We start from the raw sequence: 23,813 nt of genomic DNA on the forward strand, positions 1-23,813 counted from the left end.
TTTGCAAGCGGGCAGGGCAGCCGAGAGGAGAAGCGGAAGGCGGCATTTGGGATACAGTTGACGGGCAGATGTGCGAAGTAGGCGGTTTACTCTTCCCAAGCGCACATACAATTTAGTATTATTAGAATGAGACTCAAAAGGAGCTGACGCCCATGTTCAAGCTAGGACAACGTGTCGTCATCATTGCTGACACCTTTGAACAAGGGTTGCCGGTTGGTGAATACGGGTACCTGATTGGTCGTGATCGAAATCCCGACAGCGCGTTTGCGTGGATTGTGCGCATTCCAAAGATAGATAAGCAGTACGCTGTACCGGAAGAGGACATCGCCTTGGAAGAGAAGCTGATCGAGCAGGAGGCGGAACGCATCCAACGGGAGGCACTGCTTGACTTTGCGCTGGCTACCCGCAACGAGGCTCTCTTCCGCCAACTGATGGGCATGCAGGATGAAGCAGCGGACAATGGCGACCCGGTAAAGGAATCAATGGAAGAGTTCATTCGCAAAGTGAATATAAAAGCCTGGATCTAACGGGGGCCCTTGGACAGCGAACGGTTTCCTTGCGAGGAAATCGTTCTTCTTCTTGGGGGCATGTCCCTGTTTGACATGGCACAGAGACGAAAGTGAGGCTGTTGCATGTCGGATTTTGTGACGTTTACCAACGAATTTGGCCAAACGATCCAGATGTCGCGCGAAGATTTCCAGAAGAAAGTAATCCCCAACTATCTGGACAAGTACTGGGACGAGAAGGAAAAGCTCCGCGATTTTGCGATGGGGCTGGTGCGCGACCAGTTCACCGAACAGGCGGCCATCGCGGCTGATCGACTGCTGGAACTGTACGGACCGATCGAGTCTGCGATCTTGTTTCGCGCCGTGGTGCACATGCAGGCGCTTGAGTTCGACAAGGCCAAGGCGATGCTGATCGACTGTTTGGAGCGCTTTCCCACCTCCGGCACAGCTTGTACCAATCTGGCCAAAATCTACGCCTATGAGGGCGACGAGGCCAAAGCGTTTGAAACCTTGGAAGCCGGACTGTTCAAGGACCCCAATCAGGAGAACGGGCTGAACATGTACATGGAAAGCTTCCTGAAGTTTGGCAAACGGGAAGAGCTGAAACAGCGGCTGGAGGCGCTTGCCGCCAAAGAAGGGGCGTGGATGCCGCAGCTGCACATAGCGCGCCTGTTCCTGACGGAGGACAATTTGCTGAAGGCGGTGCAGTGGTACAGGCAGGCCATCGACGGTGCCAAGGGGAAGGAAGACGTGGTCATGACTGTCACCGGCGAACTTGGACAAGCCGGGTACGTCTATCAACTGATCCAGATCTGCGAGGAGTACTGGACGCCCACATTCCAACTCCCGTACGCGGGCTTCAACTACGCCAACGCGCTGCTGGCCACGGACCAGAAGGAGAAGGCCATCGCCATCCTGCGTGAGATGCAGCAGCATCTGGCCGACAAGTACAAGCCAATGGTGGACCAATTTTTGGCCCGGGTGCCGGGAGCACAGGAGACGGAAGCAGCAATGCGGGAGCAGGCGCAGACGCCGACGGTACCCAGACAGGCAGAATCGAACAAAAAGAGTTGGTGGAAGTTTTGGCAATAGCCCGTTTGCATCCAGGTGTCCGGCAGTATGTACAGCCGGACGTTTTTTGTGTGAGGGGAGAAGCGGGTGAGTCTGTGCCGTGGACGAACGGAACGTGTTTCACGCAGACCGGCGCCGTTCCCTGTGAAAGAGGATTGGCGCCGGTGACAAGCCTCTATTGAAACTGGCGGGTGAGCATCCGTTCGAGCACGGCGACGCCTTGGTACATCAGGGTGGCGACTACCGCAATGATCGCCAGGCTCACCATGACCAGCGTGAAGGTAATAAAACTGCTTAAAAAATCATCCATGAAACACAAGCGACTCCAATACATATCCGCGCGGCTCTTTCGGGTGCCTTTGCGCCGTAATGCTCTTGACCAGGATAGACACAAATTGTTTCTTTTCCTCAAAGGACAGTTCTTCCCAAGACTGTTGCAGATTTTCGTACAGGGAGAGCAATTGTTCAATTGAGAAACGGTTTTCCAGCTGTTCGGACTCGGTTTGAATCAACTGTTCCAGCTCGGCTTGGCGAGTATTGAACGCCTCCAGCTGCTTTCGCAGTTCATCCATCTCAATGAGGTCTGCGATGAAAAGCTGTTGGAGGCGTTTGCGCTTCTGCTTCAGAGACTCCAGTTCTCGTTTGTAGTCGTCAAGGTTTGCGGCTTTCAGGCAAGCGTTTTTGTCTCCTGTTACCTCACGCCTGATCTGATCGGTACGGTTGCGCAGCTCAGCCAAAAACAAGTGCTCCAATTTGTCTTCACGTATCTGGAAGTGATGACAAGCACCTGGCTTTGTAAACGAGCAGCGATAATACCTGACAGGCTGACCTGGCGTCTTTTTTCCTTTGCTGCGGTAAGTGGTTCCGTTCAACGTGCTGCCGCAGTTCGGGCATTTCACCAGGCCGGAAAAGAGGTACCCGGAAGCTACACTCCGCGGTTTTTTCATCGCTTGTGCGTCGAGGATTTTTTGAACAAAATAAAATTCCTCTTTATCGATGATGGGAGGAAGCGCATCCTCAACGATGATCCAGTCTTCTTCCGGTTTTACGGTTGTGATGGTGCCTGTTTGGGTGGTGTAATTATAGCGGAGTGTGCCGATATATATCGGGTTTTTCAAGATTTTTTGGACGGTGTTGACAGAAAAAATGGCATTGTTTTTCGTTCTGCACCCTTGACGATATAACTCTTCAGCTACTTTATTGAAATTGGCGTGCTTGGCATATAGCCGAAAGATCATCCTGACAGTTTCGGCCTCTTTCTCGTTCACAACGAGTTCTCCATCTAATTTGTCATATCCAAAAGGGGCTTTCCCGCCTGGCCGTTTCCCTTGCCGGGCCTTTTCCTCTTTCCCGAATTTCGTGCGTTCCCCGAGGTTTTCCCGTTCCCATTGAGCAAGGGCGGCAACCAGCGTAATGAACAGCCTGCCGATCGCTGTTGTCGTGTCGTATACTTCTGTAGCGCTCTTGAACTTTACGTTGTGACGATCAAACTCCTGAAGAAGGTTGTACAAGTCCAGGACAGATCGCGTCAGCCGGTCCAGCCGGTACACAAGCACAACGTCAATCAGCCCGGCGCGGATGTCATTGAGCATTCGCTGTAATTCAGGACGATTGGTATTCTTCGCGCTGACCCCTTCATCGATGTAGTAATCAGCGATTTCCCAGCCTTGCGATGTTATATAGGCCGTTAAACGTTCGCGTTGAGCAGGGATGGAATATCCTTCTTTGGCCTGTTCGTCCGTACTGACACGGATGTATAAAGCGGCTTTTTTCATGATGCGACTCCCCTCCCTACAGGTATGCATATGCAGCAATTCTTCCGTGTCTGCAACGCGAATGATGCGTTGCGCTGCTTCCCCAAAATTGACCGTGATTTTCACAGCCATTTGAGAGGGTGAGCCGGGTTGAGCGTCATGTTAAACAAGCTGCTCGACATAAAGTGACACTAAAGGAGGGGATGAACATGAAGGTTGTTGTGACGTTGCCGCCTGATTATCCCCGAAACGATCCCAACTATCCAAGCAAGGAACGGCTTGAAATGGCATATACCGCATTATTGCCAGCCATGATTCGCATACTGACGCAGAAGCAGAAAGGAAAGAAGCAGGCGAATTCTGCCTGATTGCCCGATCTCGGGCAAACGGACAAGCCCAACAGGAGGTTAAAATGGACAGCATCGGCATCAAGTAAGTGAGTCTCTCATCATTGCTCGGTGCATTGCCTTGGGTATCGATGATGTGGTCAATGTCGAAGTACAAAAAGAGGATGAGGAGCAATTGCGCTCTCTCATCCTCTTTTCACTTAATTCTCCTGACGAGTGGGGGTGCCGCTGTCTTTTCCATTCTTAGTTCGCTTTTCCTTGATTTGTTTCAACGAGGCGACGATTAGAAAGCTGACGATGACAAGCAGAACCCAGGAACTGACCTTACCTACATGGACGAGACGCCAGCTGTCGGCTTGATTCGGGTATTCCCACGCGCTAAAAAAGGTGGCGACGTTCTCCGCAATCCAGATGAAGAAGCCGATCAGCACGAAGGAGAGGATAAGCGGCATCCGGTAGCGATGACGGCCGACCTCATAGGTAACCCAGGTTCGGCTAAAGACGATCAGTACCAAGCCAGCCAGCCACCAGCGAATGTCAACCCAAAAATGGTGGGTGAAGAAATTCAGGTAGATTGCAGCGGCAAGCGGGGCAACCAACCAGAGAGAAGGCCAACGAACCAGTTCTACCTTCAGGCGTCGCCAGGCCTGGCACAGGTAGCTGGCCACGCTGGCATACATAAATCCGCTGTAGAGAGGGACTCCGTACACCTTCGTCCAGCCTTCTTCCGGGTACGACCAGGACCCCATGCGCACCTTGAACAGTTCCAGCGCCAAACCGATCAAGTGGAAGACGGTGATCACCTTCAGCTCGTCGCGTGTTTCCAGACCGGAGCGCAGCATCCATACCTGCATGGCCAGGCAGATGATTAGCAGCCAGTCGTAACGGGGCAGCCAGGGAAGGTGAATGAACTTTGTCAGAGCCAGTGAGGCAAAGATGACCACAGGAAAGACACAGGACAGCGCCTGCTGCCAGCCGAAGCGTACCAGCTGCTGCAGGGCATGGAATAATCGTCGTTTCAAATTGTTCACCTTCTACGCAGATTCACAAACGGTTATGTTGATTCTCTTCAGAACTCACGTATTTTCGTCGCTTTTATACTCTAAAATGTCTCCAGGCTGACAATCCAACGCCTTGCAAATCGCATCCAAAGTTGATAATCGAATTGCTTTTGCCTTTCCGTTTTTCAATATGGAAAGATTGGCCATTGTAATTCCGATCTTTTCCGATAGTTCTGTAACGCTCATTTTCCGCTTGGCCAGCATCACGTCAATATTGATAATAATCGCCACGTTACTCACCTCAGACCGTCAAATCATTTTCTGCTTTGATTTCGATAGCCTCCTGCAACAGCTTTTGGAGAACCGCAGCAAAAACGCCGATCACCATGGAGGCAAATATCAGGACCAATCCGATGACGATGATGCCTGGGGCGTCGTCAGCTTCAGCCATCAGATAGAGAAGCGGCATGCCTGCCATGTACAAAATACTGATGGTAATGGCACAGTATTTGATTTTCTGTAAAGCGACTACAGATAATTCTGAGAAGGCTTTATTTTGGTCAATATAGCTTAAAAGTTTAAACGCTTGATACAGCGCAACGTAAAAAGGGATCGCTGTTGCATACAAAAGGATAAAAACGAGATATTTCATCATCGCGATATTCGGATACAATTCAGCTGCGTAATTGGCGATCTCAGGCACCAAAAACAGGCACATGGCGAGAACTGGCATTCCAATCAGAATAACAGCTCCCTTTAAAAAGAGTGTTGTTCCTCGTCTCATAAAAAACCCCTCACTTTGCTGAATTCGCTTTGACTTTACCACTCAATTTATCGTTTTTCAATAAAAAAATGCCGTAAAAAGATATATTTTTGTTGTTTTTGGGGAACAAGGCGTTCCCGCGCTTACAAATACGGAAGCAGCCATTGAATCGTTACCTCCAATGGCTCTTTATCCCGATAGTAAAAAGAACCAAAACGCATAGCAGTTGTCTGGCAATGTTCTGCATCCAATATGCGAAAATGGAGAGAGGTGGAAATGCCTTGGGGTAAGAGCGTGGTTTTTGAAGCTGACACAGTGGAGGAAAAGAATCGGCACGAAAAAGGTATACGGATGGCGAACGGCTGAATAATGTAGAAAATAGACGGAAATTTACCAATTGAGATGACGTTCATTTTCGGTGTGAGAGGGGGCGTACCATGAATGTTGCGGTAAAACCCAGAGTTTTCATTGGCTCTTCCGCAGAGGGACACCGACTGGCACGAGCGCTCCATGCTTCACTGACACATGAAGCCCAGGTCACAATCTGGTCACATGGGATATTTCAACTAAATCAAACAGCGTTACAAAGTCTGTTGAATCACCTCGATGCGACAGATTTTGCCGTATTTATTTTCTCTCCGGACGATCGTACATATCTGCGGGGGGCGGAACTGACAGCAGCACGGGACAATGTGATTTTTGAACTTGGACTTTCCATTGGAAAACTTGGTGCTGACCGTGCTTTCTTCGTCAAGCCAAGAGGACTTGCAGACTTCCGCATTCCCACGGACTTGTTTGGCATTACTCCAGGTGAATACGAGATTGATCGAGACGACGATAACGCAATGTCAGCCGTCAGTGTGTTTGCCTATCAACTCAGTGAAATTATCAACAGGCTCGGCCGCAGGCAGGATTCGCGTGATATAATGGAAAAAAACAAACGCCTCACCGCTCAAGTCAATTTTCTTTACTCGTTGGTAAAACACAGCAATCACACGGCGATTAAATACAATCGGGTCATGGAGAACTTTCTTGGTTCCTGTTCAACTCCCGACGGATTCAGCCCATCAGCGGCAACTCTATTTTCCCTCGTTGAAGATGAACTGGTACAAATCGGTCACGCCAGAGACGTAGATGAAGGAAAAAGGTACAGCTTGGATCATAATGAGAGGTTCCCGGAGGATAAGAGTTGGGTTGTTGAGTCCTTCTTGTCCAACAAATCCATTATGGCTTTTAAAGAACAAAATACGGTTCGCGGTGAATACGAATATATCATCTGTATTCCGATTGCAAAAACGTTTGTGGTGACCGTCCATTTGCTTATCAATAGACAAGTGCCTGAAGAACGATACGATGCGCTGCTGGAACAGTTTATTGAAAAGGAAAACCAAGCAATCCTCAGTTCGTTAAATACGTTTCTGGAAAGGGGAGTTGAAGCATATGTTGAACAACAACCCGCGCAAATTTACTAAGATTGGCAGAAAGGTCAGAGCGTTCGTCGTTCATTCACCATCCGACTTTGCGATTACATTAAAAAGAAAAGCTGCGGTCCAGGCTGCCATGGAGGCCAGGAAAAAATATGCGAAACCCGATGAAAAGCTGTTTCAAGAAATTTACGCTGACGGTCCGAGTGTTACCAAGAATGATGACCATGTTCGAATTGTAGCAACGCGCAATGTTCATTTTGACGAACCGATGTTTGGATAAACAGGGGGCGACGAGCCTCTTTTTTTTTCTATGAGCTGAAGTCCTCTTTTTGTGTGGAAGGAATCGAACAGTGCTGGCGAGGATCTAGGGGGGAATCAGTCAAGAGAAGTTTATCACACGAGCAGAGGATGCGGCTCGCGCGCAAGTGTAATGCAGGTATTTTCATTACCTTCATGAGGGTAAAATTAAACACCTGAAAGCCGTAGATGATCAGATAGCCCAGCCCTTTTTGTGAGACGAGAAATTCGCCGACGATCACGCCCACCCAGGAGAGGCCGACGTTTACCTTGAGCGTGGAGAGAATTGTCGGAATCGTGGCGGGCAGGATCACCATCGTAAAGGTTTGCCGCTTGTTGGCACCCAGCGTCTGGACTACCTTGACAAAATTGGGATTCACTTCTTTGAAACTGGTGTAGATCACGATGGTGGTGATGATGACGGAGATGGCGCAGCCCATCGCGATTACGGAGACCAGGCCGGGCCCCAGACCGACGATGAAGACGGGGCCGAGCGCCACCTTGGGCATGCTGTTGCCGACCACGAGATACGGCTCCAGCACCCGGGAGAGAAAGGGGGACCACCAGATCAGGGTGGCGAGCAGCGTGCCGAGCAGCGTGCCCAGCAGGAAGCCGACAACGGTCTCTCCCACGGTTATCGCTACGTGCGGCAGCAGGCTGCCGTCCAGGATCATCGACCAGAACAACTGCCACATTTTGGACGGGTAGCTGAAGATCAGCACGTTGATGGCGTTGGCACGGGCGAGCCCTTCCCAGATGCCGATGAACAGCAGAAACAGGGCCAGTTGGGTGGCGACGACCAGGCAGCGCTGTTTCGCCATCCGTCGCAAATGGTTGCGGTGGATCGCCTCAATCTCATGTGGCTGCATCGGTCACCACCTCCATCTCTTTCCACACCTGGTGAAACAACTCGTGAAACCCGGGACGATTGCGGGCGTCAAACGGCAGCGCATCGCGGATTGCTGGCGGCACGACCACTTCGCTTCGGATGCGTCCGGGATTGCGCGCCAGGATGTACACCCGGTCGCCCATCGCAATTGACTCGGACAGGTCGTGCGTCACCAGTACGGCCGTTTTTTTGTGACGGCGCAGCGTGGAGAAAATCAGGTCCTCCAGCTTCAGTTTGGTCTGGTAGTCCAGCGCCGAAAACGGTTCATCCAGCAGCAGGATGTCAGGCTGGCAGGCGAGTGTGCGTACCAGCGCCACCCGCTGCCTCATTCCCCCGGAAAGCTGTGCCGGATACGCCTTGCGCACATCGGCCAGTTCCATTTCCTCCAGCAGGTGCAGGGCGTACGCTTCCGTCTCCCGGCTGCGGATGCCCTGTATGTCCAGGCCGAGGAAGATGTTTTCCTCGATCGTGCGCCAGTTGAACAGAAAATCCTGCTGCAGCATGTAGCCCACCTGGCGGGAAGTGCCCTCCACCGGCCGTCCATCAATCAGAATCTTGCCTGCTGTCGGTTTTTCCAGCCCGGCGATCAGGGAGAGCAGTGTCGTTTTGCCGCAGCCGCTGGGGCCGACCAGGCAGATGAACTCGCCTTCCGCCACGCGCAGGTTGATGTCTTTGACCGCCATGAACGCGCGAGTGGTCGTGAAGTAGAGATGGGTGACGTGACGCAGCTCGATTTTGGCCGGTTCAGAAAGAAGCTGGTTCATATCGCTTACTTCCCTTCCTTGGCGGTTTTGGCAAACGTGGTGTTGACCAGCTTGGCGTAATCGACGCGCTGTTTCAGTTCACCTGCCTGGTCCATAATCTCCTGCAGGAGGTTCCACTCAGATTCGTTGAGAATCGGGTCGGTGGCGTACGAGCCTTGCTCCAGATAGCGTTTGACAGAGCTTTCCAGAATCTCCGGACTGACCTCCTGGAAGTAGGGTGCGATCACCTGGGCGGTCTCTTTGGGAGAGTGGCTGGCCACCCATTGTTGCCCTTTGTAGATGGCATTGGTAAACTTTTGGATAGCGGCTTTCTGCTTCTCGAGATAGCTTTGTTTGGCCATGTACGCGGTGTAGGGAACCGTGCCGCTTTCCTTGCCGAACGAAGCGACGACGTACCCGATGCCTTCTGCCTCGAATTGGGACGCCTGCGGCTCGAACAGCTGGACGTACTCTCCCGTCCCCGAGGCAAAAGCGGACGCGACGTTTTTGAATTCAATGTTTTGAATCAACTGCAGGTCGTTGTGCGGGTCAATGCCGTGCTTTTTCAGCACGTACTCGCCGACCATCTGCGGCATGCCGCCTTTTCGCTGGCCGAGAAAAACGCTGCCCTTCAGTTGGTCGAAGCTGAAGTGTTCCACTTTTTGGCGCGAGACGAGGAAGGTGCCGTCCGTCTGCGTCAATTGGGCAAAGGTGATAACCGGATCGGCCGCTCCCTGCTGGGCGACGTAAATGCTCGTCTCCGAACCGACCAGCGCCACGTCAATGCCGCCGGAGAGCAGGGCGGTCATGGTTTTGTCGCCGCCCCACGTGGTGGTCAGTTCCACGTCGAGCCCTTCTTCCTTGAAGAAGCCCTTTTCCAGCGCGACGTACTGGGGGGCGTAAAAGATCGATCGGGTTACTTCCCCGATCCGTATTTTTTCCGGGGCGTCGGCACAGCCGGTCAACAGCGCCGTCAGCGCCAGTCCGGCGGCAAGCCCCAGAGAGAGCAGTCGCTTCATCATCATCCCTCCTGACAAGGCAAGTGCCTGAACAATCTGCTTGATGTAGGGTATGCGCCCTCTGAAAAAAGGGTGAATGCCCAGCAACCTGACAGGCACCTGAACGTCAGAATGAAAAGGAGACCACTCGCAGCATGATCATTACCTTTCTGGGAACCGGATCGGGTGCTCCGTCGACGCGTCGAAACGTCAGCGGGATCGCCCTCCGCTTTATTCAAACAGGCAAGTGGTGGCTGTTTGACTGCGGTGAGGGCACACAGCACCAGATTTTGCGTTCCCCGCTAAAAGTAAGTCAATTGGAAAAAATCTTCATTACCCACCTGCACGGGGATCACCTGTACGGCTTGATCGGCCTGTTGGCCAGCCGCTCGCTGCGCAACGACGAAGCATCGGCGGTGGAGCTGTACGGGCCGCCGGGCGTAGACCGCTACATCCAGGCGGTGATGGACGTAAGTCCCGTCCATCTGCATTACCCGCTTCATGTGCACATCGTCGAGGAAGGCACCATCTGGGAAAACGAAGCGTTCACGGTGTCCTGCCGCCGGGTGCAGCACCGGGTGCCGGCGTACGCCTATGCGGTGGTGGAAAAGGATCGCCCCGGCGCGTTTCTGGCGGACGCAGCCAAACAGGCGGGCATCCCGCAGGGGCCGCTGTACGGGGCGTTGAAGCGGGGGGAGCGGATCACCCTGCCAGACGGTCGTGTCTTTGACGGACGCGATTTTGTCGGACCAGTCCAGCCGGGGCGCAAAGTGGTCTACAGCGGAGACACCCAGCCGTGCCGCGCCGTCCGGGAATTGGCGGCCGGTGCTGACCTGCTGATTCACGAGGCGACGTACGCCTACCGGGACAAGGAGCTGGCCGTGCGCAGCGGCCACTCCACGGCGCGGGAAGCGGCCCTTCTGGCCCGGGAAGCGGGGGTGAAGGCGCTCTGCCTCACCCACTTCAGCCCGCGCTATGAAAATGAAGACGGGGACCTGACAATGGCCGATCTCTTGGCGGAGGCCAGGGACGTCTTTCCCAATACGACGTTGGCGGAAGATCTGGCCAGCCTACCTGTAAAACGAGTGCGCGGCAGAGTGGGCGAAACGGCGAATCCCTGCTATAATGAATGATCATCATCAGGAAAGAGGGAGAGCATGAAACGGGTTACCTTTGCTACCCCGGAAGAACTGCGGGAACACTGTCTGCGGGAGAACCTGTCCCTGATCGTGGAGTACCGTGACGAGGAAAACCGGCAGCGGCAGGTCGTCCTGGAGGGAGAGCGGCTGAACGAGCTGGAAACCTACATCAACCGCCCAAAAGCAGAGGCGTACTTCCGCAGTGCCGGGATCTTTCACGAAGTGGTGGCCGGTTGGCGCTAACCGGCAGAGAACTGAGAGAACGGAAAGGTGAACAGGAGTGTATGGGAAACGACTTGGCGGGCCGCTCGCGGTTCGCTACGCCATGTTTGTGCTGGGGCTGTTCATTGGCGCATTTGGCTGCGTACTGACGATCAAGGCACACCTGGGCGTCTCGCCCTGGGATGTGCTGCACATCGGTCTGCAAAAAACGTTTGGACTGACCATCGGCATCTGGACGCAAATCGTAGGGGTCATCGTCATCCTGCTTTCGTATGTGCTGGCTAAGATCAAGCCGACGTTTGGCATGTTTTTGAATATGGTCTGCTTTGGCAGTTTTCTCGACTTTTTTCTCTGGCTGGACATTGTCCCGACAGCCGAAACCATGCTGGAACAGTATCTGATGCTGCTCGCCGGTTTGCTGATAATGGCCGTCGGCATCGGGATGTACATCTCGCCCCGGCTGGGCGCTGGACCGCGCGACAGTTTCATGCTGGCGATGAACGAACGGATGGGCTGGAGCATTCAAAAGGTACGCATCGCCATCGAGGTAACCGTCCTGTTGGCGGGTGCGGCCCTGGGCGGACCGGTGTCGATCGGCACCGTGCTGATCGCGCTGTTGACCGGTCCGCTGATCCAGCGCACGATCCCCTTCTGGCAGACCGTCATGCAAAAACCGTACGGGATGGCGCCTGCCCCCCAATCCAAAAAGCCTGCAGCTTCTTGATGGAGCGCAGGCTTTTTTGGCGTTTGCGAGCGGCAGGCCAGCCAAATTGGACGGTGCTGAAATGCAGGACATGGGCGTCCGTCCAATCAATCCACCCGTTTGGCTCATACCGTATGAGTAGTTGCCAACAAAGGAGGGGAAGCGTAATGAGTAGCCTGTTTAACGGCGGTTTCTTTGACGATTTTGCCTTGGTGCTGGTGTTGTTCGTATTGCTGACGATCGTCGGGTGCGCCTGCGACAACTAATCCAGGCACAACTGGCGGGTATGAGCAAACAGGGAGCGGACACGCGCTCCCTTTTGCTTTGCGCTTTTTTGGTGACGCAGCGCGGCGGACAGTTTGAACTGCGCTCAGACATTCGCCCTTTTTCTCGCTCCTGTGTGAACACCCAACCCAAAAGGCAGCATCTGTACATAGGATGATGCAGACATTCGTCACGACAGGGAGGAATCCAGGTGAAGATCTTGACGTTTCATCATCAAGCGCCGTTTGCCGACATTTTGGCGGAGCTGAAGGCGAAGTTGAAGTTGGCTACCCGGGCGGCGAAACAGCCGTGGCGCTGCTTTGACGACGTCTCCTGCATGTGCGTTCGCGATGAACTTTTTGAGATGTACCAGGACCACTTTTTACGGCACAATCCGATCGTGGAAGAAAACGTGGTGGTCAGGGTGCACTCGCAAGAAGAGGTGCCCTGGGGCGTGAAGTATGTCGGGGCGGAACGGTTGTGGAAGAGAAGCAAGGGAGCCGGCGTGAAGATCGCCGTCATCGATACAGGGATAGACCGCAATCATTTCGAGCTGCGCAATCGAGTGAAGGGAGGCATCGAACTGGTCCGGGGCAAACGCAACGGGCACGGCACCCATGTGGCCGGCATCATCGTAGCGGAAATGAACAAGCGGGGGATAGTCGGGGTCTCCCCGGAGGCTGATCTCTACGATGTGCGCACGTTCCGGGAGGACGGCACAGCCAGGTTGGCCGACATCATGCGGGCCTTGAACTGGTCGATCAAAAACAACATGGAGATCATCAACATGAGCTTCGGCATGCCGCAGTACAGCGAAGCTCTGGCGCGGATTGTCAAAAAGGCGGCGGACCGGGGAATCGTCATGGTGGCGTCAGCCGGCAACAACGGGGGACAGGTGGAATACCCGGCCCGGTATCGGGAGGTAATCGGTGTCGGGGCAGTGGCGCAAAACGGCAAGCTGGCGGAATTCAGCTCGCGCGGCAAAGGAATGACGACGACGGCGCCGGGCGTGGACATTTTGTCCACCTGGCCGGGCAACAGCTTCAAAAAGCTGAACGGGACGTCGATGGCGGCGCCGCACGTGACCGGATTGATCGCGCTGCGCCTGGCGCGGAAAAAATCGGCAGCGAGTTGACCGGCCAACGCCTAATAAAACGTCTAAAAAAGAGAGGCAGGCGATGCTCTTTATCGCCTGCCCTTTTGTGCCGTCCCGTGTTTGCCTGCGGTTACTGGTGCGTTTTTGTTTCGTAGTCTTGTTGGACGCGAAACCATATATTAAGATCATTGATAATGCTGGCCAATTCGTGAATCTCGCTGTTCAATTCGCAGGAGCGGGCGAAGTTTTCTTCCTCAAACATCTGTTTTTGCTTTTCGATGATAATGGCTTCCAACTGAATGATGCGATCGGGAATGGTTGCGCGAATTTCTTCCCACTCCAGCAGCATGCTGGCCCGCTCTTCCGGCGAATACTCGTCCCAGTCGTGGTAGAGGACGGGAAGCCGAACGCCCAGCCGTTCGTCGTACTGAAATTGATAACGCAAAGCCCTTTCACTCCTCTCCATTCACATCATATCAAAAAAGGAGCCGCAGGGGGAGGGGCCATGCCTGCGAAGAGGTGAACCAATGTGACGACTGCAGTCAACGGGCGCGTGCTGATTGACGCCGACGCCTGTCCGCGAAGCGCGCTGGAGATTGCCCGGGCGCTGTGCAAGGAAAAAGGGTGGCGCTGTGTCACCTTTGCCAGCTACCATCACCAGATTCACGGTGAAGATCACGTCGTGGTGGACGCCGGCCCCCAGGCAGTGGACATGAGGCTGGCCAACGAAGCGAAGGCGGGCGACATCGTCGTCACCCAGGACATCGGACTGGCCGCACTCGTGCTGGGGAAACGGTCCAAGGCCGTGACACCGCACGGGTCCGTGTTTGATGCGGAACGGATCACGTTCCAATTGGAAGAACGAAACGAAAAAGCGCGCTTCCGCCGGGGAGGCGGGCGAACCCGCGGACCGTCTGCACGCACACAGCAGGACGATCAGCGGTTTGCGGCCGCACTGCGTGCGTTGATGGAGGAGGGTGAATGAGATTGCCTCGCCATATGGCCGATCCCCTGTGAGGAAGCCGGACGAAGGCGTCTGTCCTGTCACGCCCGCTCAGGCAAATAACCGAATTCCTGCATCAGGCCCAGCCATTTTTCCACGCTGGGCTTGTTCTTTTTGTCCCGGGGCAGGACGATGTAGGCGGACCGTTTGGGCGGTCTGTTGCCGACAATGGTGATTTCCTTCAGTGTTCCGTTGGCGAGGTCGGCCTGCACCGTCGAACGGGTCAGCAGGCTGACGCCCAGGCCTTCCTTTACCAGGTCGATGGCCAGTTCCGCCTTGTCCACGTGGAGTTTGGGGACAAAGCTGCGCGGCAGCGTCTGCCGCATCCACTGGTCAAACGGCGGCCCCCAATTCATGAAGAGCAAAGGGAGGTTGCGCAGTTCGCGAGCGTCCACATGTGGCGCTGTGATAATCGAGTCGTCCGGGGGACTGACCAGGACGATCTCGTCTTCCCAGGCGGGAATGACCTCAAAGTTGGGCAGAGACGGCGGCACGTAGACGATCCCGATTTGGATCACGTTGTCCAGGAGAAATTGGATTACGTCGGCGGAGTGCCCCGTCTTGGTGCTGATGGCAATGTGCGGATAGCGGTAGTGGTACTCCTTGAGTATCGGCTCCAGGATGGCGGTCCAGATTGAATTCAGGCTGCCGATGGAGAGGTAATCCTCGTACGGTTGGAGGGCAGCCACTTCGTTCAGCGCCTCGGTGGCGAGCTTCAGGATGCGTTCGGCGTACGGCAGCAGCGTCAAACCGGCCTGGGTGATCTTCACGCTGCGTTTGTCCCGGGTGAACAGCGGCTTGCCTACTTTTTCTTCCAGTTGTTTGATTCTCGTCGTAACGGTCGATTGGACAACGTGCAGCATTTCTGCCGCTTTTGTAAAGTTTTTCGTTTGCGCCACGGTATAAAAGGCACGTAACTGTTCGAAATCCATGCGCTGTGTTCCCTCTTATCACATTCTTTGATAACTCTGTGCAAAATTGTTCGTTTCTCAAATTATACCAGCTTTCGTAAGCTGGGAGTATCGCGAAATGTCAGACAGAAGACAGAGTGAGTGTGATAGAGATGAAGAGACGCGTGTGGAGGGAAACGCCGATTTCCGTCAAGCTGCTGCTGGTCACCTCGTTTTTGATGAACCTGGGGTTTTACGCGCTGATTCCATACCTGACCCTGTACTTGACAGGCAGCATCGGATGGACGGTGGCGATGGCTGGCCTCGTGCTTGGCGTGCGACAATTCTCGCAGCAGGGATTTGCCTTTCTCGGCGGGGTGGTGGCTGACACCTTTGGCTACAAGGGCACCATGGTATTGGGCCTGTTGATTCGCGCCGCAGGTTTTGCCCTGTTTGCGTTTTGTACAGCGCCGTGGCAGTTTTTTCTGGCGGCCGTTCTTTCCGGATTGGGCGGCTCGCTGTTTGAACCGGCCATGTCGGCCGCCTTTGCCGTGCTGACTCCCGATTCGATTCGCAAGGACGTGTTTGCCTTTCGCAACGTGCTGACCAACGTCGGCGTTGTCGGCTCCCAGGTCGTGGGGACCGCTTTGGCCGCCGTCGATTTTACGTACCTGTCGCTGTTTGCCGGGGCGATTTTTGCGGGAAACGGGCTGATCGCGCTGTTCCTGCTGCAGCCGATCGAAGTGAAGCACGAGCGGCACGGCATCTGGGCGAGCATGGCGCTGGTCGTACGGGACAGGCGCTTCGTCCGCTACACGTTGATCCTGATGGGCTACTACTACCTCAACATGCAGCTGTTTCTCACCATACCGCAACTTGCGCAGGACGTGACGCACAGTAAAACCGCCGTCGGCATCGTCTTGTCGTCCGTCTCCGTTTCCGTCATTTTGCTGCAGATGAAGGTCAGCCAGTGGCTGGAGGGATACCCGCAGCGCCTCACCCTGATTGGATTGGGCACATTTGTCATGGGATTCGGCTTGTTTTTGCTGGCGTTTGCTGATACGCTGTGGATGTTGGTCGCCGATGCACTCTTGTTCGCCCTGGGCACGATGATCGCCGTACCTCATATGATGGACATGGTGCAGCGTTTTGCGCCGCCCGAGCACGTCGGTGCCTACTACGGCTTCAATGGGTATTCGCTGGCGATCGGCGGTTCCGTGGGCCAGTTTGCCGGCGGTTGGGTGTTTGATCTGGCACAGCGGCAGGAGATGCCCTGGCTGCCGTGGACGTTGTGCCTGTTTGTCGGCCTTTGGGTAGCCTGGAAGCTGTACCGGATGGAGCAGGAAATGGCTCAATCCAAAAGCGACTGTGTGAGGATGGCACGATCCTGAAAAATTTTTTGTGCTGACTTGAAACTTTTTCCAACTCCCGCTCGTATATAACGGTAGAGATGGTTGGCACAAGAGAAAGGGAGGGAATCACAAATGGATGACATGAAGAAACTGAAACGGATGCTGCTTGTAACCAGTTCCCTTGGGTTTGCCGTCTTTGCCATGGTGGTCATTACGGAGATCGTGCGCGTAGCCATGTAACACATGACGCACGACGACTGCTTGCATGAATTGCTTGCGAAAACGAAAAGCTTGCGGTTCCTCACAGGCCGCAAGCTTTTCTTTGTGAATAGACGCGCAACACGAAATTGATTTGGTTTGGCTTGATGCGATCAGGAAATGGCCTGCGCCACCATCCAGCGGTGCATCCGCTTGTCAGGCAGCGTTTTGATCCGTCAAGCCGTTCTTTTTCTTGATCCGCAGTTGGTAGATGAGGATGCAGATCACGAGGAACGGAATCCCGCAGTACAGCGCGATCCGCTGCTCCGAATCGAATGCCAGGCTGATCAGAACCGTGATGTTGAGGATCAGCGAAATCATCGGAAGCACCGGGTAGAGCGGTGTCCGGAATTTCAGGTCCTGCAGCGAACCGCCGTTTCGCAGGTATTGGCGGCGGAATGCGATCTGGGACAGGGAGATGGAAATCCAGCCAACCTGTGCCCCGAGACCGGCGATGGACAGCAGGATCATAAACACGGTGTCTTCTGCGATGAAGCCGGACAAGAGCGACAGCAGGGAAATGGCGAAGGTGATCAGGAGCGCCTGCATCGGAATCCCCTTGTGGTTGACTGTCGCCAGTTTGTCACTGGCCATGCCGTCTTTGGACAGGGAGTAGAGCATCCGGGTGGCTGCGTAGAGTCCGGAGTTGGCCACGGACAACAGCGCTGTCAGCACGACGAAGTTCATGATGTCGGCCGCATACGGAATGCCGATGCTGTCGAAGACGACGACAAACGGACTTTCAATCACGCCCGCCTGCTGGTAGGGGATCATGCCGGCCAGGACGAAGATCGCCAGCACGAAAAAGACAAGCGTGCGCCAAACGGTGTTGCGAATCGATTGGGGAATCGTCTTTTCCGGCTCCTTGCTCTCGCCGGCGGCAATACCGATCAGTTCCGTTCCCTGGAATGAAAAGTTGACAGTGATCATCGTCAGCAAGAGACCGGTAATCCCGTTGGGCAGCAGCGGGCTGTCCAGGTAATGGGAGAGCATCGGAGCGGGTTGGCCGTTTTTCATGTCGATCAGGCCAAACATGGCGGCGCCACCCAGAATGATGAACAGGATGATAGCGCTTACCTTAATGCTCGAAAACCAGAATTCCGTCTCCCCGAACGCCCGTGCGGAAAGCGCATTTAATACGAACAGGACGGCACCGAATATCGCGCACCACATCCATACTGGTGAATCGGGAAACCAGCGCTGCATCAGCAGGCCCGAAGACAAAAGTTCCAGCGCAACCGTAACGGCCCAGCCCAACCAGTACAGCCAGCCGACGGCAAAGCCGAGCGACGGACTGACAAACCGGGTCAAGTAGGTCTGGAACGAACCGGACACCGGCATTGCCACGGCCAGCTCGCCCAGGCAGAGCATCGTCAGATACATGATCAGACCGCCAACCATGTAGGAGACAATCGTCCCGATCGGCCCCGCCTGGCTGATGGTGTAGCCGGAGCCCAGGAACAGGCCGGTTCCGATTACGCCGCCGAGCGAAATCATGAACAGGTGGCGGCTGCTCATCGCTCGGTTCAATTCGTTGTGGTGCTCTTTTCGTGATGTCATGTAACCCTCTCCTTCAGGAAATTCAGGAATGGTACAATCAGCCTTGTACAACCTGCGAGGACAAGTATTATGCAAGGAGTGTACCAAGTCGGAATTGTCATACGTTTGCGTACAATCGCAAAAATAGAGTCAGCTTGTGCAAACGTATTGGGCAATTAGCGCAAAAAAATTCGTCACTCGCCAAAAAAGTTGGCGCACCTCACGTATGCTTGACTCCCAGTTTGCGCAGGCGGTACTGCAGGCTCTGCCGGCTGATGCCCAACTCCCTGGCGGAGCGGGAGATGTTGCCCTTGTGCTTTTCAACCACGCGCTGAATGTAGTATGCCTCAAACTCACGCATTTTTTCTTTCAGCGGCTTGATCTCATCCGCTAATGGCTGAACCGGCATCTTTTCCTTGGCGGCACTTCCTGTGCGGCGCAAAAAGTGATAGGGCAGATGCGCGGTGGTGATGACTGTTTCGTCCGTCATCAGGTTCATCGCGCCTTCGATGACATGCTGAAGCTCCCGCACGTTTCCGGGCCAGTCGTGAGAGAGGAAAAAGCGCATGACCTCCTCGCTGATCCCTGTCACGTCCATCTGAAACAGCTGGTTGTACTTGCGGATAAAATGGTCAACAAGCAGGGGAATGTCCTCTTTTCGCTCGCGCAACGGCGGGATGAAAAGCGTGACCACGCCCAGCCGGTAGTACAGGTCCTTGCGCAGCCGCTGCTGGGAGATCGCCTCGATAGGATCTTCGTTCAGCGCGGCGATGATGCGCACGTCGATCGCCCGGTCCTTGGTGTCGCCGATGCGCCGGATCGACTTTTCCTGCAGGGCGCGCAACAATTTGGCCTGCAGTGGCATACTAAGCGAGTTAATCTCGTCCAAAAACAGCGTGCCGCCTTCCGCCTGCTCAAACAGACCCGGCCGTTCCACCGCGCCGGTAAAGGCGCCGCGCGCTGTGCCGAAGAGCAGCCCCTCAATCAGGGTATCGGGCAGGGCGGCGCAATTTTGCGAGATAAACGGCCCTCCCGCGCGCAGGCTGGCGTTGTGGATGCTCTGCACGAACAGCTCCTTGCCCGCGCCGGTTTCACCCACTACCAACACGGAAGACGAGGTTCGCGCCGCCCGTTTGGCGCTTTCGATCACTTCCCGAATGGATGGGCTGTCGCCGATAATGGTGTCAAATGTGTAGCGGGCGCCGTTTTTGTCCCACAGATTTTCGCGGATTAGCCGCTCCATCTTGGTGACATCGTTGGCAATCTCCATCGCCCCGATGATCCGGCCGTCTTCCATCAGCGGGAAGGTATTGTTGATGGTTGTGATTTCTATCCCCTTGTCGTTAAAATAGGTTTGCCGAACGTTGCGCACGCTTTTGCCCGTTCGCAGGCAGCGAAGGAGCGTGCTCTCCTGCCCCTGCGGAAACTGGAACACCTCTGTCAGCGGCCTGTTCAGTACGTCGTGCTTGTTCATCGCCTCCAGTTCCGACATCTTGCGGTTGTACACGATGGATGTCCCCTGGGCGTTAATCACGTGTACCCCTTCGCTGATGTTGTCGAGAATGTGTGCGTAGATGCGCAAGAAGGTTTCATGCGATTCGTTCGCCATCAAAATGCACCTGCCTGTCATTTCTACGAAGGTTATCATACCATTAGGTAGAGGCGTGTGCAAAATGATTCTGCACTGATGCGAAAAATTGCGGGGGACATGCAAAAAAATTTTGCCGGTAGAGGAAGGGAATTGCGCAATAGCAACGCTGCGGCAAGATTTGGTTCGGTTGGCATCGTTCTTGAATGATACTACAGATAACAAGCGATTCAAGGAGGCAGACAACATGAACAAGACCAAAGCGGTAATTGATCAGACCGAGAAATACGGCGCACATAACTACCATGCGCTGCCGATCGTCATCTCCAAGGCGGAAGGCGTATGGGTGGAAGATCCGGAAGGCAACAGATACCTGGATATGCTGAGTGCGTATTCGGCATTGAACCAGGGCCACCGCCATCCCCGCATCATTCAGGCGCTGAAGGATCAGGCGGACAAGGTGACGCTCACCTCGCGCGCCTTTTACAACGACCAGCTGGGCGTCTTCTATGAAAAACTGGCGCAGCTGACCGGCAAGGAGATGATCCTGCCGATGAACACGGGCGCAGAGGCGGTGGAGACAGCGCTGAAAGCCGTGCGCCGCTGGGCGTACGATGTGAAAAAGGTGCCGGAAAACCAGGCGGAAATCATCGTCTGTGAAGGCAATTTTCACGGCCGTACGATCACAGTCACCTCGTTCTCATCCGATCAATCCTACAAGCGCGGGTTTGGACCGTTCACCCCGGGCTTCAAAATCATCCCGTACGGCGACATCGAAGCGCTGCGGAAGGCGATCACGCCGAACACGGCGGCATTCATGCTGGAGCCGATCCAGGGCGAAGCCGGCATCATCATTCCGCCCGAGGGCTTCCTGAAGCAGGCCTACGAATTGTGCAAAGCCAACAACGTGCTGCTCGTATGCGACGAGATTCAGACCGGCTTTGGCCGCACGGGCAAGCTGTTCGCGTCCGACTGGGAGGAGGTCAAGCCGGATATGTACATCATGGGCAAAGCGCTGGGTGGTGGCGTGTTCCCGATCTCGGCAGTGGCTGCGGACCGGGAAGTGCTCGGTGTCTTTGACCCGGGTTCCCACGGCTCTACGTTTGGCGGCAATCCGCTGGGCTGCGCCGTCGCGGTGGCTGCACTGGATGTCCTGATCGATGAAAAGCTGGTGGATCGTTCCCGCGAGCTCGGGGCGTACTTCATGGAAAAGCTGAAAGAAATTCGCAACCCGCTGATCAAGGAAATCCGCGGCCGCGGCCTGTTTATCGGATTGGAGCTGCATACGGCGGCCCGTCCGTACTGCGAGCAGTTGAAGGAACAGGGCCTCTTGTGCAAAGAGACGCATGAGACGACGATCCGCTTTGCGCCGCCGCTGGTCATCAGCAAGGAAGAACTGGATTGGGCGATCGAACGGATCAAACAAGTGCTGCACACCACCGAGCCGGCCAACGCGTAATACACGGTTGTGTCCATACCGTCAAAAAGGAAAACCACCCGGTCCCGGGTGGTTTTTCCTGTTAGCTGCTTCCCCTGTCCTCAGGGAGGAGCGGAGGTCGACAGTCGGGTCTGATTATACAAAATCGTTCGACAAATTTTGACAAGATGTGGATAAATGTTGGGTAGGAATCCACAGGAAAAAACCGGTATCTTTTTCCAGTTGTCAACACTTTGCCCACAGCTTACCCACACGATTTCCACATGGGTTGTGGATATCGGAACGGTTGTTCGCGCACGTCCCATCTGCTACAATGGGCACATGAAACAGATGGAGGTGACCAATGTGAAATTTTTGAGCGATCAGATGTTGATAGAAGTGTATCAGCGTGCTGTCGACCTTCAATTGGATCCCGCCTTCATCGAGTTGCTTTGCGAAGAGATAGAAAGGAGAAACCTCCAAATTACTCAATTCAGCGCTTGATGGGCAAACCTCCAGGCAGCATCCATCATAGAAAAGCCATCCGCCGCGGCGGATGGCTTTTTTTGATGCGGCTTCACACGTATGTTCGCAATTATTGTCTCTTGCTGTGCCGCAATGGAGTCGGGTGCGGTTGTCTTCCGCAGCATGTCTGGCCAGGCCAGACGTACTTTATCATTCTGTGACGAATTCAAATGCGGTGATGGCCTTGAGCGGTTGTTCGCCAGCGGTCAACCACTCCGGCAGGAAAAAGTAGACCGGGCCATCTTCGCGCAGAGGCTTGCCATCTCGGGAAAACTGCAGAATTGCTTGTCTGGCGGTTTCGATCGGCAGCGTTACCGGCTCCTGGCCGTCGCGGTGGATGCGCACGTGCGTCGCTTCCGGCAGCGGCTTGGCGTTGTCAATAAACGGAGCCAGCCGCATGCCGTAGTCGCCCTCAAGCGCTTTCCGTTCTTCCGCCAGACTCCGCCGTTCTGACGGCAGTGTGGCGCCTTCCCGCAGTTCCTTGTCCCACTGGGAACCAGTGCCCTGCAGGTAGGCGGATTGCCGTCCGTCCGTCTGCTCTTCTTCGCCCCGATAGGTGCGCAGGTCGATTTTTCGTTCGTCGAAGATCCACACACTCGGGTCCAGCGTGATGGGGAACGATACGGCCCCCTTGAACACGATCACATCTGACATCCAGCATTCCTCCGTTTATACGAAATCCTATTCCTGATTGTACTGTACATGCCGGGATGCGGCAAACGAATCATCGTAAAGGAAATTTTCCGAAAATATAGAAATTTGTAATTGGTGGAAACTACCATCTGAAGGGGAGATTGTCATGGACAAGGAAAACGTGCGCTCTCTGCTGGACTCTGTTGCGGACGACGTGATCCAGTGGAGGCGGCATCTGCACAAGTATCCGGAACTGTCGTTTCAGGAGGAGAAGACAGCGGCGTTCGTGTACGAGCGGTTGCAGTCGTTTGGGAATCTGGAGCTCTCCCGGCCGACCAGAACCAGTGTGGTCGCCCGTCTCGTCGGTGCCCAACCGGGCCCCGTGATCGGTCTGCGCGCCGACATGGACGCACTGGCGATCCAGGAAGAAAACGACTTTCCATTCGCATCGGCAGTTCCCGGTGTCATGCATGCGTGCGGGCACGACGGGCATACGGCGATGCTCCTGGGCGCAGCAAGCGTGCTGTCCCGCCTGCGGGACCAGATCAGAGGGGAAGTGCGCTTCATTTTCCAGCACGCGGAGGAGATGCACCCCGGCGGTGCCCGTGAAATGGTGGAGGCAGGGGTGGCAGAAGGCATCGATGCCATGCTCGCCATCCATTTGATGGCGTATATTCCAGTCGGTAAGATTGGAATTGCCTACGGACCGGTCACGGCCAATTCCGACCGGTTCGAGATTACCATTCAGGGTAAGGGCGGTCATGCCTCCGCGCCGCATACGGCGATTGATCCGGTGGCGATTGGCGCGCAGGTGATTGCCAATTTGCAGCAGATCGTTTCCCGCAACACCGATCCGCTGGAACAACTGGTCATCTCCGTGACCAATTTTCACGGAGGAACAGGGGCCTACAACGTCATTCCCGACAAGGCGGAACTGCGCGGCTCTGTGCGCAGTTTCAGCCAGGACGTTCGCCAAACGGCGGCGAAGCGGCTGGAGCAGATTGTCAAGGGGGTTGCGGAAGCGCACGGCGCCGCGTATCGCTTTGACTACCGGTACGGATATGCTTCGGTGATAAATGATGAACGGGTCACCCGGACGGTGGAAGAACTGATCGTGGAGGAATGGGGGGAGCAAGCGCTGCAGCGCATTCCGCCGATGATGGGCGGGGAAGATTTCTCCGCGTTCGCCGCATGCGTGCCAAGCTGTTACATCTGTCTGGGCGCTGGCAACGAAGAAAAGGGTATCGTGTATCCGCATCACCATCCGCGCTTCACCATTGACGAGGACGCGCTGCGTGACGGGGTTGCCCTGTTTGTTCGGTGGGCATTGAAATGGACGGGTGCCAAATCCGGCCAACCAATTGCAAACGGGTAGGAGGGGATCAACC

Annotated in this window: 27 protein-coding genes and 1 pseudogene; 15 read left to right on the forward strand and 13 right to left on the reverse strand. The window is 54.9% G+C overall.

Translation table 11 applies throughout. The annotated features are described in order from the left end of the window. Window positions 1-152: 152 nt before the first annotated feature. Window positions 153-527 (forward strand): ATPase, encoded by a 375-nt coding sequence (locus tag IRT44_RS13320; RefSeq protein WP_171566546.1) that lies wholly within the window; start codon window positions 153-155, stop codon window positions 525-527. A 105-nt stretch (window positions 528-632) separates the two neighbouring features. After that, on the forward strand, window positions 633-1,598 hold the full coding sequence (locus tag IRT44_RS13325) for a tetratricopeptide repeat protein (protein ID WP_171566547.1): 966 nt from the start codon (window positions 633-635) through the stop codon (window positions 1,596-1,598). A 154-nt stretch (window positions 1,599-1,752) separates the two neighbouring features. Here IRT44_RS13325 and IRT44_RS13330 read toward each other — a convergent pair. Next, window positions 1,753-1,857: pseudogene (locus IRT44_RS13330) on the reverse strand (ABC transporter permease); the annotation flags it as partial. A gap of 22 nt (window positions 1,858-1,879) precedes the next feature. Next, a complete protein-coding gene (locus IRT44_RS13335; protein ID WP_230076817.1) occupies window positions 1,880-3,352 on the reverse strand; it encodes a recombinase family protein in 1,473 nt (490 codons plus the stop codon). Window positions 3,353-3,540: 188 nt separating this feature from the next. Here IRT44_RS13335 and IRT44_RS13340 point away from each other — a divergent pair, with 188 nt between their 5' ends. After that, window positions 3,541-3,699 carry a hypothetical protein gene (locus IRT44_RS13340; protein WP_171566549.1) on the forward strand — a complete coding sequence of 53 codons (159 nt, stop codon included), beginning with the start codon at window positions 3,541-3,543 and terminating at the stop codon, window positions 3,697-3,699. Window positions 3,700-3,878: 179 nt separating this feature from the next. On the opposite strand, the gene IRT44_RS13345 is transcribed toward IRT44_RS13340, so the two are convergent. The 3 genes from IRT44_RS13345 to IRT44_RS13355 are packed head-to-tail and all read right to left on the reverse strand — an operon-like array spanning window position 3,879 to window position 5,463. Further along, window positions 3,879-4,700, reverse strand: a complete 822-nt coding sequence (locus IRT44_RS13345; protein ID WP_230076818.1) for a DUF817 domain-containing protein — start codon at window positions 4,698-4,700, stop codon at window positions 3,879-3,881. Between the two features lie 54 nt (window positions 4,701-4,754). Further along, complete coding sequence (locus IRT44_RS13350; RefSeq protein WP_171565696.1) at window positions 4,755-4,970, reverse strand: helix-turn-helix domain-containing protein; 216 nt, start codon at window positions 4,968-4,970, stop codon at window positions 4,755-4,757. A 10-nt stretch (window positions 4,971-4,980) separates the two neighbouring features. Beyond that, on the reverse strand, window positions 4,981-5,463 hold the full coding sequence (locus IRT44_RS13355; RefSeq protein WP_171565695.1) for a DUF2975 domain-containing protein: 483 nt from the start codon (window positions 5,461-5,463) through the stop codon (window positions 4,981-4,983). Window positions 5,464-5,879: 416 nt separating this feature from the next. Between IRT44_RS13355 and IRT44_RS13360 the strand changes: the two genes are divergently transcribed. After that, window positions 5,880-6,914 (forward strand): TIR domain-containing protein, encoded by a 1,035-nt coding sequence (locus tag IRT44_RS13360; RefSeq protein WP_171565694.1) that lies wholly within the window; start codon window positions 5,880-5,882, stop codon window positions 6,912-6,914. Beyond that, window positions 6,883-7,149: a hypothetical protein gene (locus IRT44_RS13365; RefSeq protein ID WP_171565693.1), complete on the forward strand. Its 267-nt coding sequence runs from the start codon at window positions 6,883-6,885 to the stop codon at window positions 7,147-7,149. Before IRT44_RS13360 ends, IRT44_RS13365 begins: the two co-directional genes overlap by 32 nt. Before the next feature lie 28 nt (window positions 7,150-7,177). Here IRT44_RS13365 and IRT44_RS13370 read toward each other — a convergent pair whose 3' ends face one another. From IRT44_RS13370 to IRT44_RS13380, 3 genes are read right to left on the reverse strand one after another with little or no spacing between them, the layout of a single operon-like run. After that, window positions 7,178-8,035: an ABC transporter permease gene (locus IRT44_RS13370; RefSeq protein ID WP_230076819.1), complete on the reverse strand. Its 858-nt coding sequence runs from the start codon at window positions 8,033-8,035 to the stop codon at window positions 7,178-7,180. Next, complete coding sequence (locus tag IRT44_RS13375; protein ID WP_230076820.1) at window positions 8,022-8,819, reverse strand: ABC transporter ATP-binding protein; 798 nt, start codon at window positions 8,817-8,819, stop codon at window positions 8,022-8,024. Before IRT44_RS13375 ends, IRT44_RS13370 begins: the two co-directional genes overlap by 14 nt. Before the next feature lie 5 nt (window positions 8,820-8,824). Further along, window positions 8,825-9,817, reverse strand: coding sequence for an ABC transporter substrate-binding protein (locus IRT44_RS13380; RefSeq protein WP_230076821.1), 993 nt, complete (start codon window positions 9,815-9,817; stop codon window positions 8,825-8,827). A 134-nt stretch (window positions 9,818-9,951) separates the two neighbouring features. On the opposite strand from IRT44_RS13380, the gene rnz reads away from it, so the two are divergent. From rnz to IRT44_RS13405, 5 genes are all read left to right on the forward strand, one after another. Continuing rightward, on the forward strand, window positions 9,952-10,929 hold the full coding sequence (gene rnz / locus IRT44_RS13385; protein ID WP_230076822.1) for a ribonuclease Z: 978 nt from the start codon (window positions 9,952-9,954) through the stop codon (window positions 10,927-10,929). Window positions 10,930-10,953: 24 nt separating this feature from the next. Then, window positions 10,954-11,178 carry a hypothetical protein gene (locus IRT44_RS13390; RefSeq protein ID WP_171565685.1) on the forward strand — a complete coding sequence of 75 codons (225 nt, stop codon included), beginning with the start codon at window positions 10,954-10,956 and terminating at the stop codon, window positions 11,176-11,178. Window positions 11,179-11,260: 82 nt separating this feature from the next. Further along, window positions 11,261-11,881, forward strand: coding sequence for a YczE/YyaS/YitT family protein (locus IRT44_RS13395; RefSeq protein ID WP_171565709.1), 621 nt, complete (start codon window positions 11,261-11,263; stop codon window positions 11,879-11,881). A 146-nt stretch (window positions 11,882-12,027) separates the two neighbouring features. Then, complete coding sequence (locus tag IRT44_RS13400) at window positions 12,028-12,126, forward strand: YjcZ family sporulation protein (protein WP_029099369.1); 99 nt, start codon at window positions 12,028-12,030, stop codon at window positions 12,124-12,126. A gap of 209 nt (window positions 12,127-12,335) precedes the next feature. Beyond that, window positions 12,336-13,259, forward strand: coding sequence for a S8 family peptidase (locus IRT44_RS13405; RefSeq protein WP_171565684.1), 924 nt, complete (start codon window positions 12,336-12,338; stop codon window positions 13,257-13,259). Window positions 13,260-13,350: 91 nt separating this feature from the next. Here the strand turns inward: IRT44_RS13405 and IRT44_RS13410 are convergent, their stop codons facing one another. Beyond that, window positions 13,351-13,665 (reverse strand): hypothetical protein, encoded by a 315-nt coding sequence (locus tag IRT44_RS13410; RefSeq protein WP_230076823.1) that lies wholly within the window; start codon window positions 13,663-13,665, stop codon window positions 13,351-13,353. 84 nt (window positions 13,666-13,749) lie between these two features. Between IRT44_RS13410 and IRT44_RS13415 the strand changes: the two genes are divergently transcribed. After that, the gene (locus tag IRT44_RS13415; RefSeq protein ID WP_171565682.1) at window positions 13,750-14,205 is read left to right on the forward strand and encodes a DUF188 domain-containing protein; all 456 of its coding nucleotides are present in this window, start codon (window positions 13,750-13,752) and stop codon (window positions 14,203-14,205) included. A 59-nt stretch (window positions 14,206-14,264) separates the two neighbouring features. On the opposite strand, the gene IRT44_RS13420 is transcribed toward IRT44_RS13415, so the two are convergent. Further along, a complete protein-coding gene (locus tag IRT44_RS13420) occupies window positions 14,265-15,155 on the reverse strand; it encodes a LysR family transcriptional regulator (RefSeq protein WP_171565681.1) in 891 nt (296 codons plus the stop codon). Between the two features lie 131 nt (window positions 15,156-15,286). Between IRT44_RS13420 and IRT44_RS13425 the strand changes: the two genes are divergently transcribed. Further along, window positions 15,287-16,504 (forward strand): MDR family MFS transporter, encoded by a 1,218-nt coding sequence (locus IRT44_RS13425; protein ID WP_230076824.1) that lies wholly within the window; start codon window positions 15,287-15,289, stop codon window positions 16,502-16,504. Between the two features lie 375 nt (window positions 16,505-16,879). On the opposite strand, the gene IRT44_RS13430 is transcribed toward IRT44_RS13425, so the two are convergent. Together IRT44_RS13430 and IRT44_RS13435 are read right to left on the reverse strand one after the other, a co-directional pair. Further along, complete coding sequence (locus IRT44_RS13430; RefSeq protein WP_171565679.1) at window positions 16,880-18,283, reverse strand: amino acid permease; 1,404 nt, start codon at window positions 18,281-18,283, stop codon at window positions 16,880-16,882. Between the two features lie 199 nt (window positions 18,284-18,482). Continuing rightward, on the reverse strand, window positions 18,483-19,871 hold the full coding sequence (locus tag IRT44_RS13435) for a sigma-54 interaction domain-containing protein (protein ID WP_171565678.1): 1,389 nt from the start codon (window positions 19,869-19,871) through the stop codon (window positions 18,483-18,485). Window positions 19,872-20,097: 226 nt separating this feature from the next. Here IRT44_RS13435 and IRT44_RS13440 point away from each other — a divergent pair, with 226 nt between their 5' ends. Both IRT44_RS13440 and IRT44_RS13445 read left to right on the forward strand, forming a co-directional pair. Next, window positions 20,098-21,309, forward strand: coding sequence for an ornithine--oxo-acid transaminase (locus IRT44_RS13440; RefSeq protein WP_230076825.1), 1,212 nt, complete (start codon window positions 20,098-20,100; stop codon window positions 21,307-21,309). 309 nt (window positions 21,310-21,618) lie between these two features. Continuing rightward, window positions 21,619-21,771, forward strand: a complete 153-nt coding sequence (locus IRT44_RS13445) for a sporulation histidine kinase inhibitor Sda (RefSeq protein WP_216369378.1) — start codon at window positions 21,619-21,621, stop codon at window positions 21,769-21,771. A gap of 171 nt (window positions 21,772-21,942) precedes the next feature. Here IRT44_RS13445 and IRT44_RS13450 read toward each other — a convergent pair whose 3' ends face one another. Continuing rightward, the gene (locus IRT44_RS13450) at window positions 21,943-22,446 is read right to left on the reverse strand and encodes a molybdopterin-binding protein (RefSeq protein ID WP_212132345.1); all 504 of its coding nucleotides are present in this window, start codon (window positions 22,444-22,446) and stop codon (window positions 21,943-21,945) included. 145 nt (window positions 22,447-22,591) lie between these two features. Here IRT44_RS13450 and IRT44_RS13455 point away from each other — a divergent pair, with 145 nt between their 5' ends. Next, window positions 22,592-23,800, forward strand: a complete 1,209-nt coding sequence (locus tag IRT44_RS13455) for an amidohydrolase (RefSeq protein WP_171565674.1) — start codon at window positions 22,592-22,594, stop codon at window positions 23,798-23,800. Window positions 23,801-23,813: the final 13 nt, after the last annotated feature.

The sequence above is a fragment of the Brevibacillus sedimenti genome, from assembly GCF_020923495.1.
Classification (GTDB): Bacteria; Bacillota; Bacilli; order Brevibacillales; family Brevibacillaceae; genus Brevibacillus; species Brevibacillus aydinogluensis.

Bases quoted from the DNA above. Each gene is read 5' to 3' on its own strand.
- IRT44_RS13320 (WP_171566546.1), top strand. From the start codon at position 153: ATGTTCAAGCTAGGACAACGTGTCGTCATCATTGCTGACACCTTTGAA.
- IRT44_RS13325 (WP_171566547.1), top strand. From the start codon at position 633: ATGTCGGATTTTGTGACGTTTACCAACGAATTTGGCCAAACGATCCAG.
- IRT44_RS13335 (WP_230076817.1), bottom strand. From the start codon at position 3,352: ATGAAAAAAGCCGCTTTATACATCCGTGTCAGTACGGACGAACAGGCC.
- IRT44_RS13340 (WP_171566549.1), top strand. From the start codon at position 3,541: ATGAAGGTTGTTGTGACGTTGCCGCCTGATTATCCCCGAAACGATCCC.
- IRT44_RS13355 (WP_171565695.1), bottom strand. From the start codon at position 5,463: ATGAGACGAGGAACAACACTCTTTTTAAAGGGAGCTGTTATTCTGATT.
- IRT44_RS13360 (WP_171565694.1), top strand. From the start codon at position 5,880: ATGAATGTTGCGGTAAAACCCAGAGTTTTCATTGGCTCTTCCGCAGAG.
- IRT44_RS13365 (WP_171565693.1), top strand. From the start codon at position 6,883: ATGTTGAACAACAACCCGCGCAAATTTACTAAGATTGGCAGAAAGGTC.
- IRT44_RS13370 (WP_230076819.1), bottom strand. From the start codon at position 8,035: ATGCAGCCACATGAGATTGAGGCGATCCACCGCAACCATTTGCGACGG.
- IRT44_RS13375 (WP_230076820.1), bottom strand. From the start codon at position 8,819: ATGAACCAGCTTCTTTCTGAACCGGCCAAAATCGAGCTGCGTCACGTC.
- IRT44_RS13380 (WP_230076821.1), bottom strand. From the start codon at position 9,817: ATGAAGCGACTGCTCTCTCTGGGGCTTGCCGCCGGACTGGCGCTGACG.
- rnz (WP_230076822.1), top strand. From the start codon at position 9,952: ATGATCATTACCTTTCTGGGAACCGGATCGGGTGCTCCGTCGACGCGT.
- IRT44_RS13390 (WP_171565685.1), top strand. From the start codon at position 10,954: ATGAAACGGGTTACCTTTGCTACCCCGGAAGAACTGCGGGAACACTGT.
- IRT44_RS13395 (WP_171565709.1), top strand. From the start codon at position 11,261: ATGTTTGTGCTGGGGCTGTTCATTGGCGCATTTGGCTGCGTACTGACG.
- IRT44_RS13400 (WP_029099369.1), top strand. From the start codon at position 12,028: ATGAGTAGCCTGTTTAACGGCGGTTTCTTTGACGATTTTGCCTTGGTG.
- IRT44_RS13420 (WP_171565681.1), bottom strand. From the start codon at position 15,155: ATGGATTTCGAACAGTTACGTGCCTTTTATACCGTGGCGCAAACGAAA.
- IRT44_RS13425 (WP_230076824.1), top strand. From the start codon at position 15,287: ATGAAGAGACGCGTGTGGAGGGAAACGCCGATTTCCGTCAAGCTGCTG.
- IRT44_RS13430 (WP_171565679.1), bottom strand. From the start codon at position 18,283: ATGACATCACGAAAAGAGCACCACAACGAATTGAACCGAGCGATGAGC.
- IRT44_RS13435 (WP_171565678.1), bottom strand. From the start codon at position 19,871: ATGGCGAACGAATCGCATGAAACCTTCTTGCGCATCTACGCACACATT.
- IRT44_RS13440 (WP_230076825.1), top strand. From the start codon at position 20,098: ATGAACAAGACCAAAGCGGTAATTGATCAGACCGAGAAATACGGCGCA.
- IRT44_RS13445 (WP_216369378.1), top strand. From the start codon at position 21,619: ATGGAGGTGACCAATGTGAAATTTTTGAGCGATCAGATGTTGATAGAA.
- IRT44_RS13450 (WP_212132345.1), bottom strand. From the start codon at position 22,446: ATGTCAGATGTGATCGTGTTCAAGGGGGCCGTATCGTTCCCCATCACG.
- IRT44_RS13455 (WP_171565674.1), top strand. From the start codon at position 22,592: ATGGACAAGGAAAACGTGCGCTCTCTGCTGGACTCTGTTGCGGACGAC.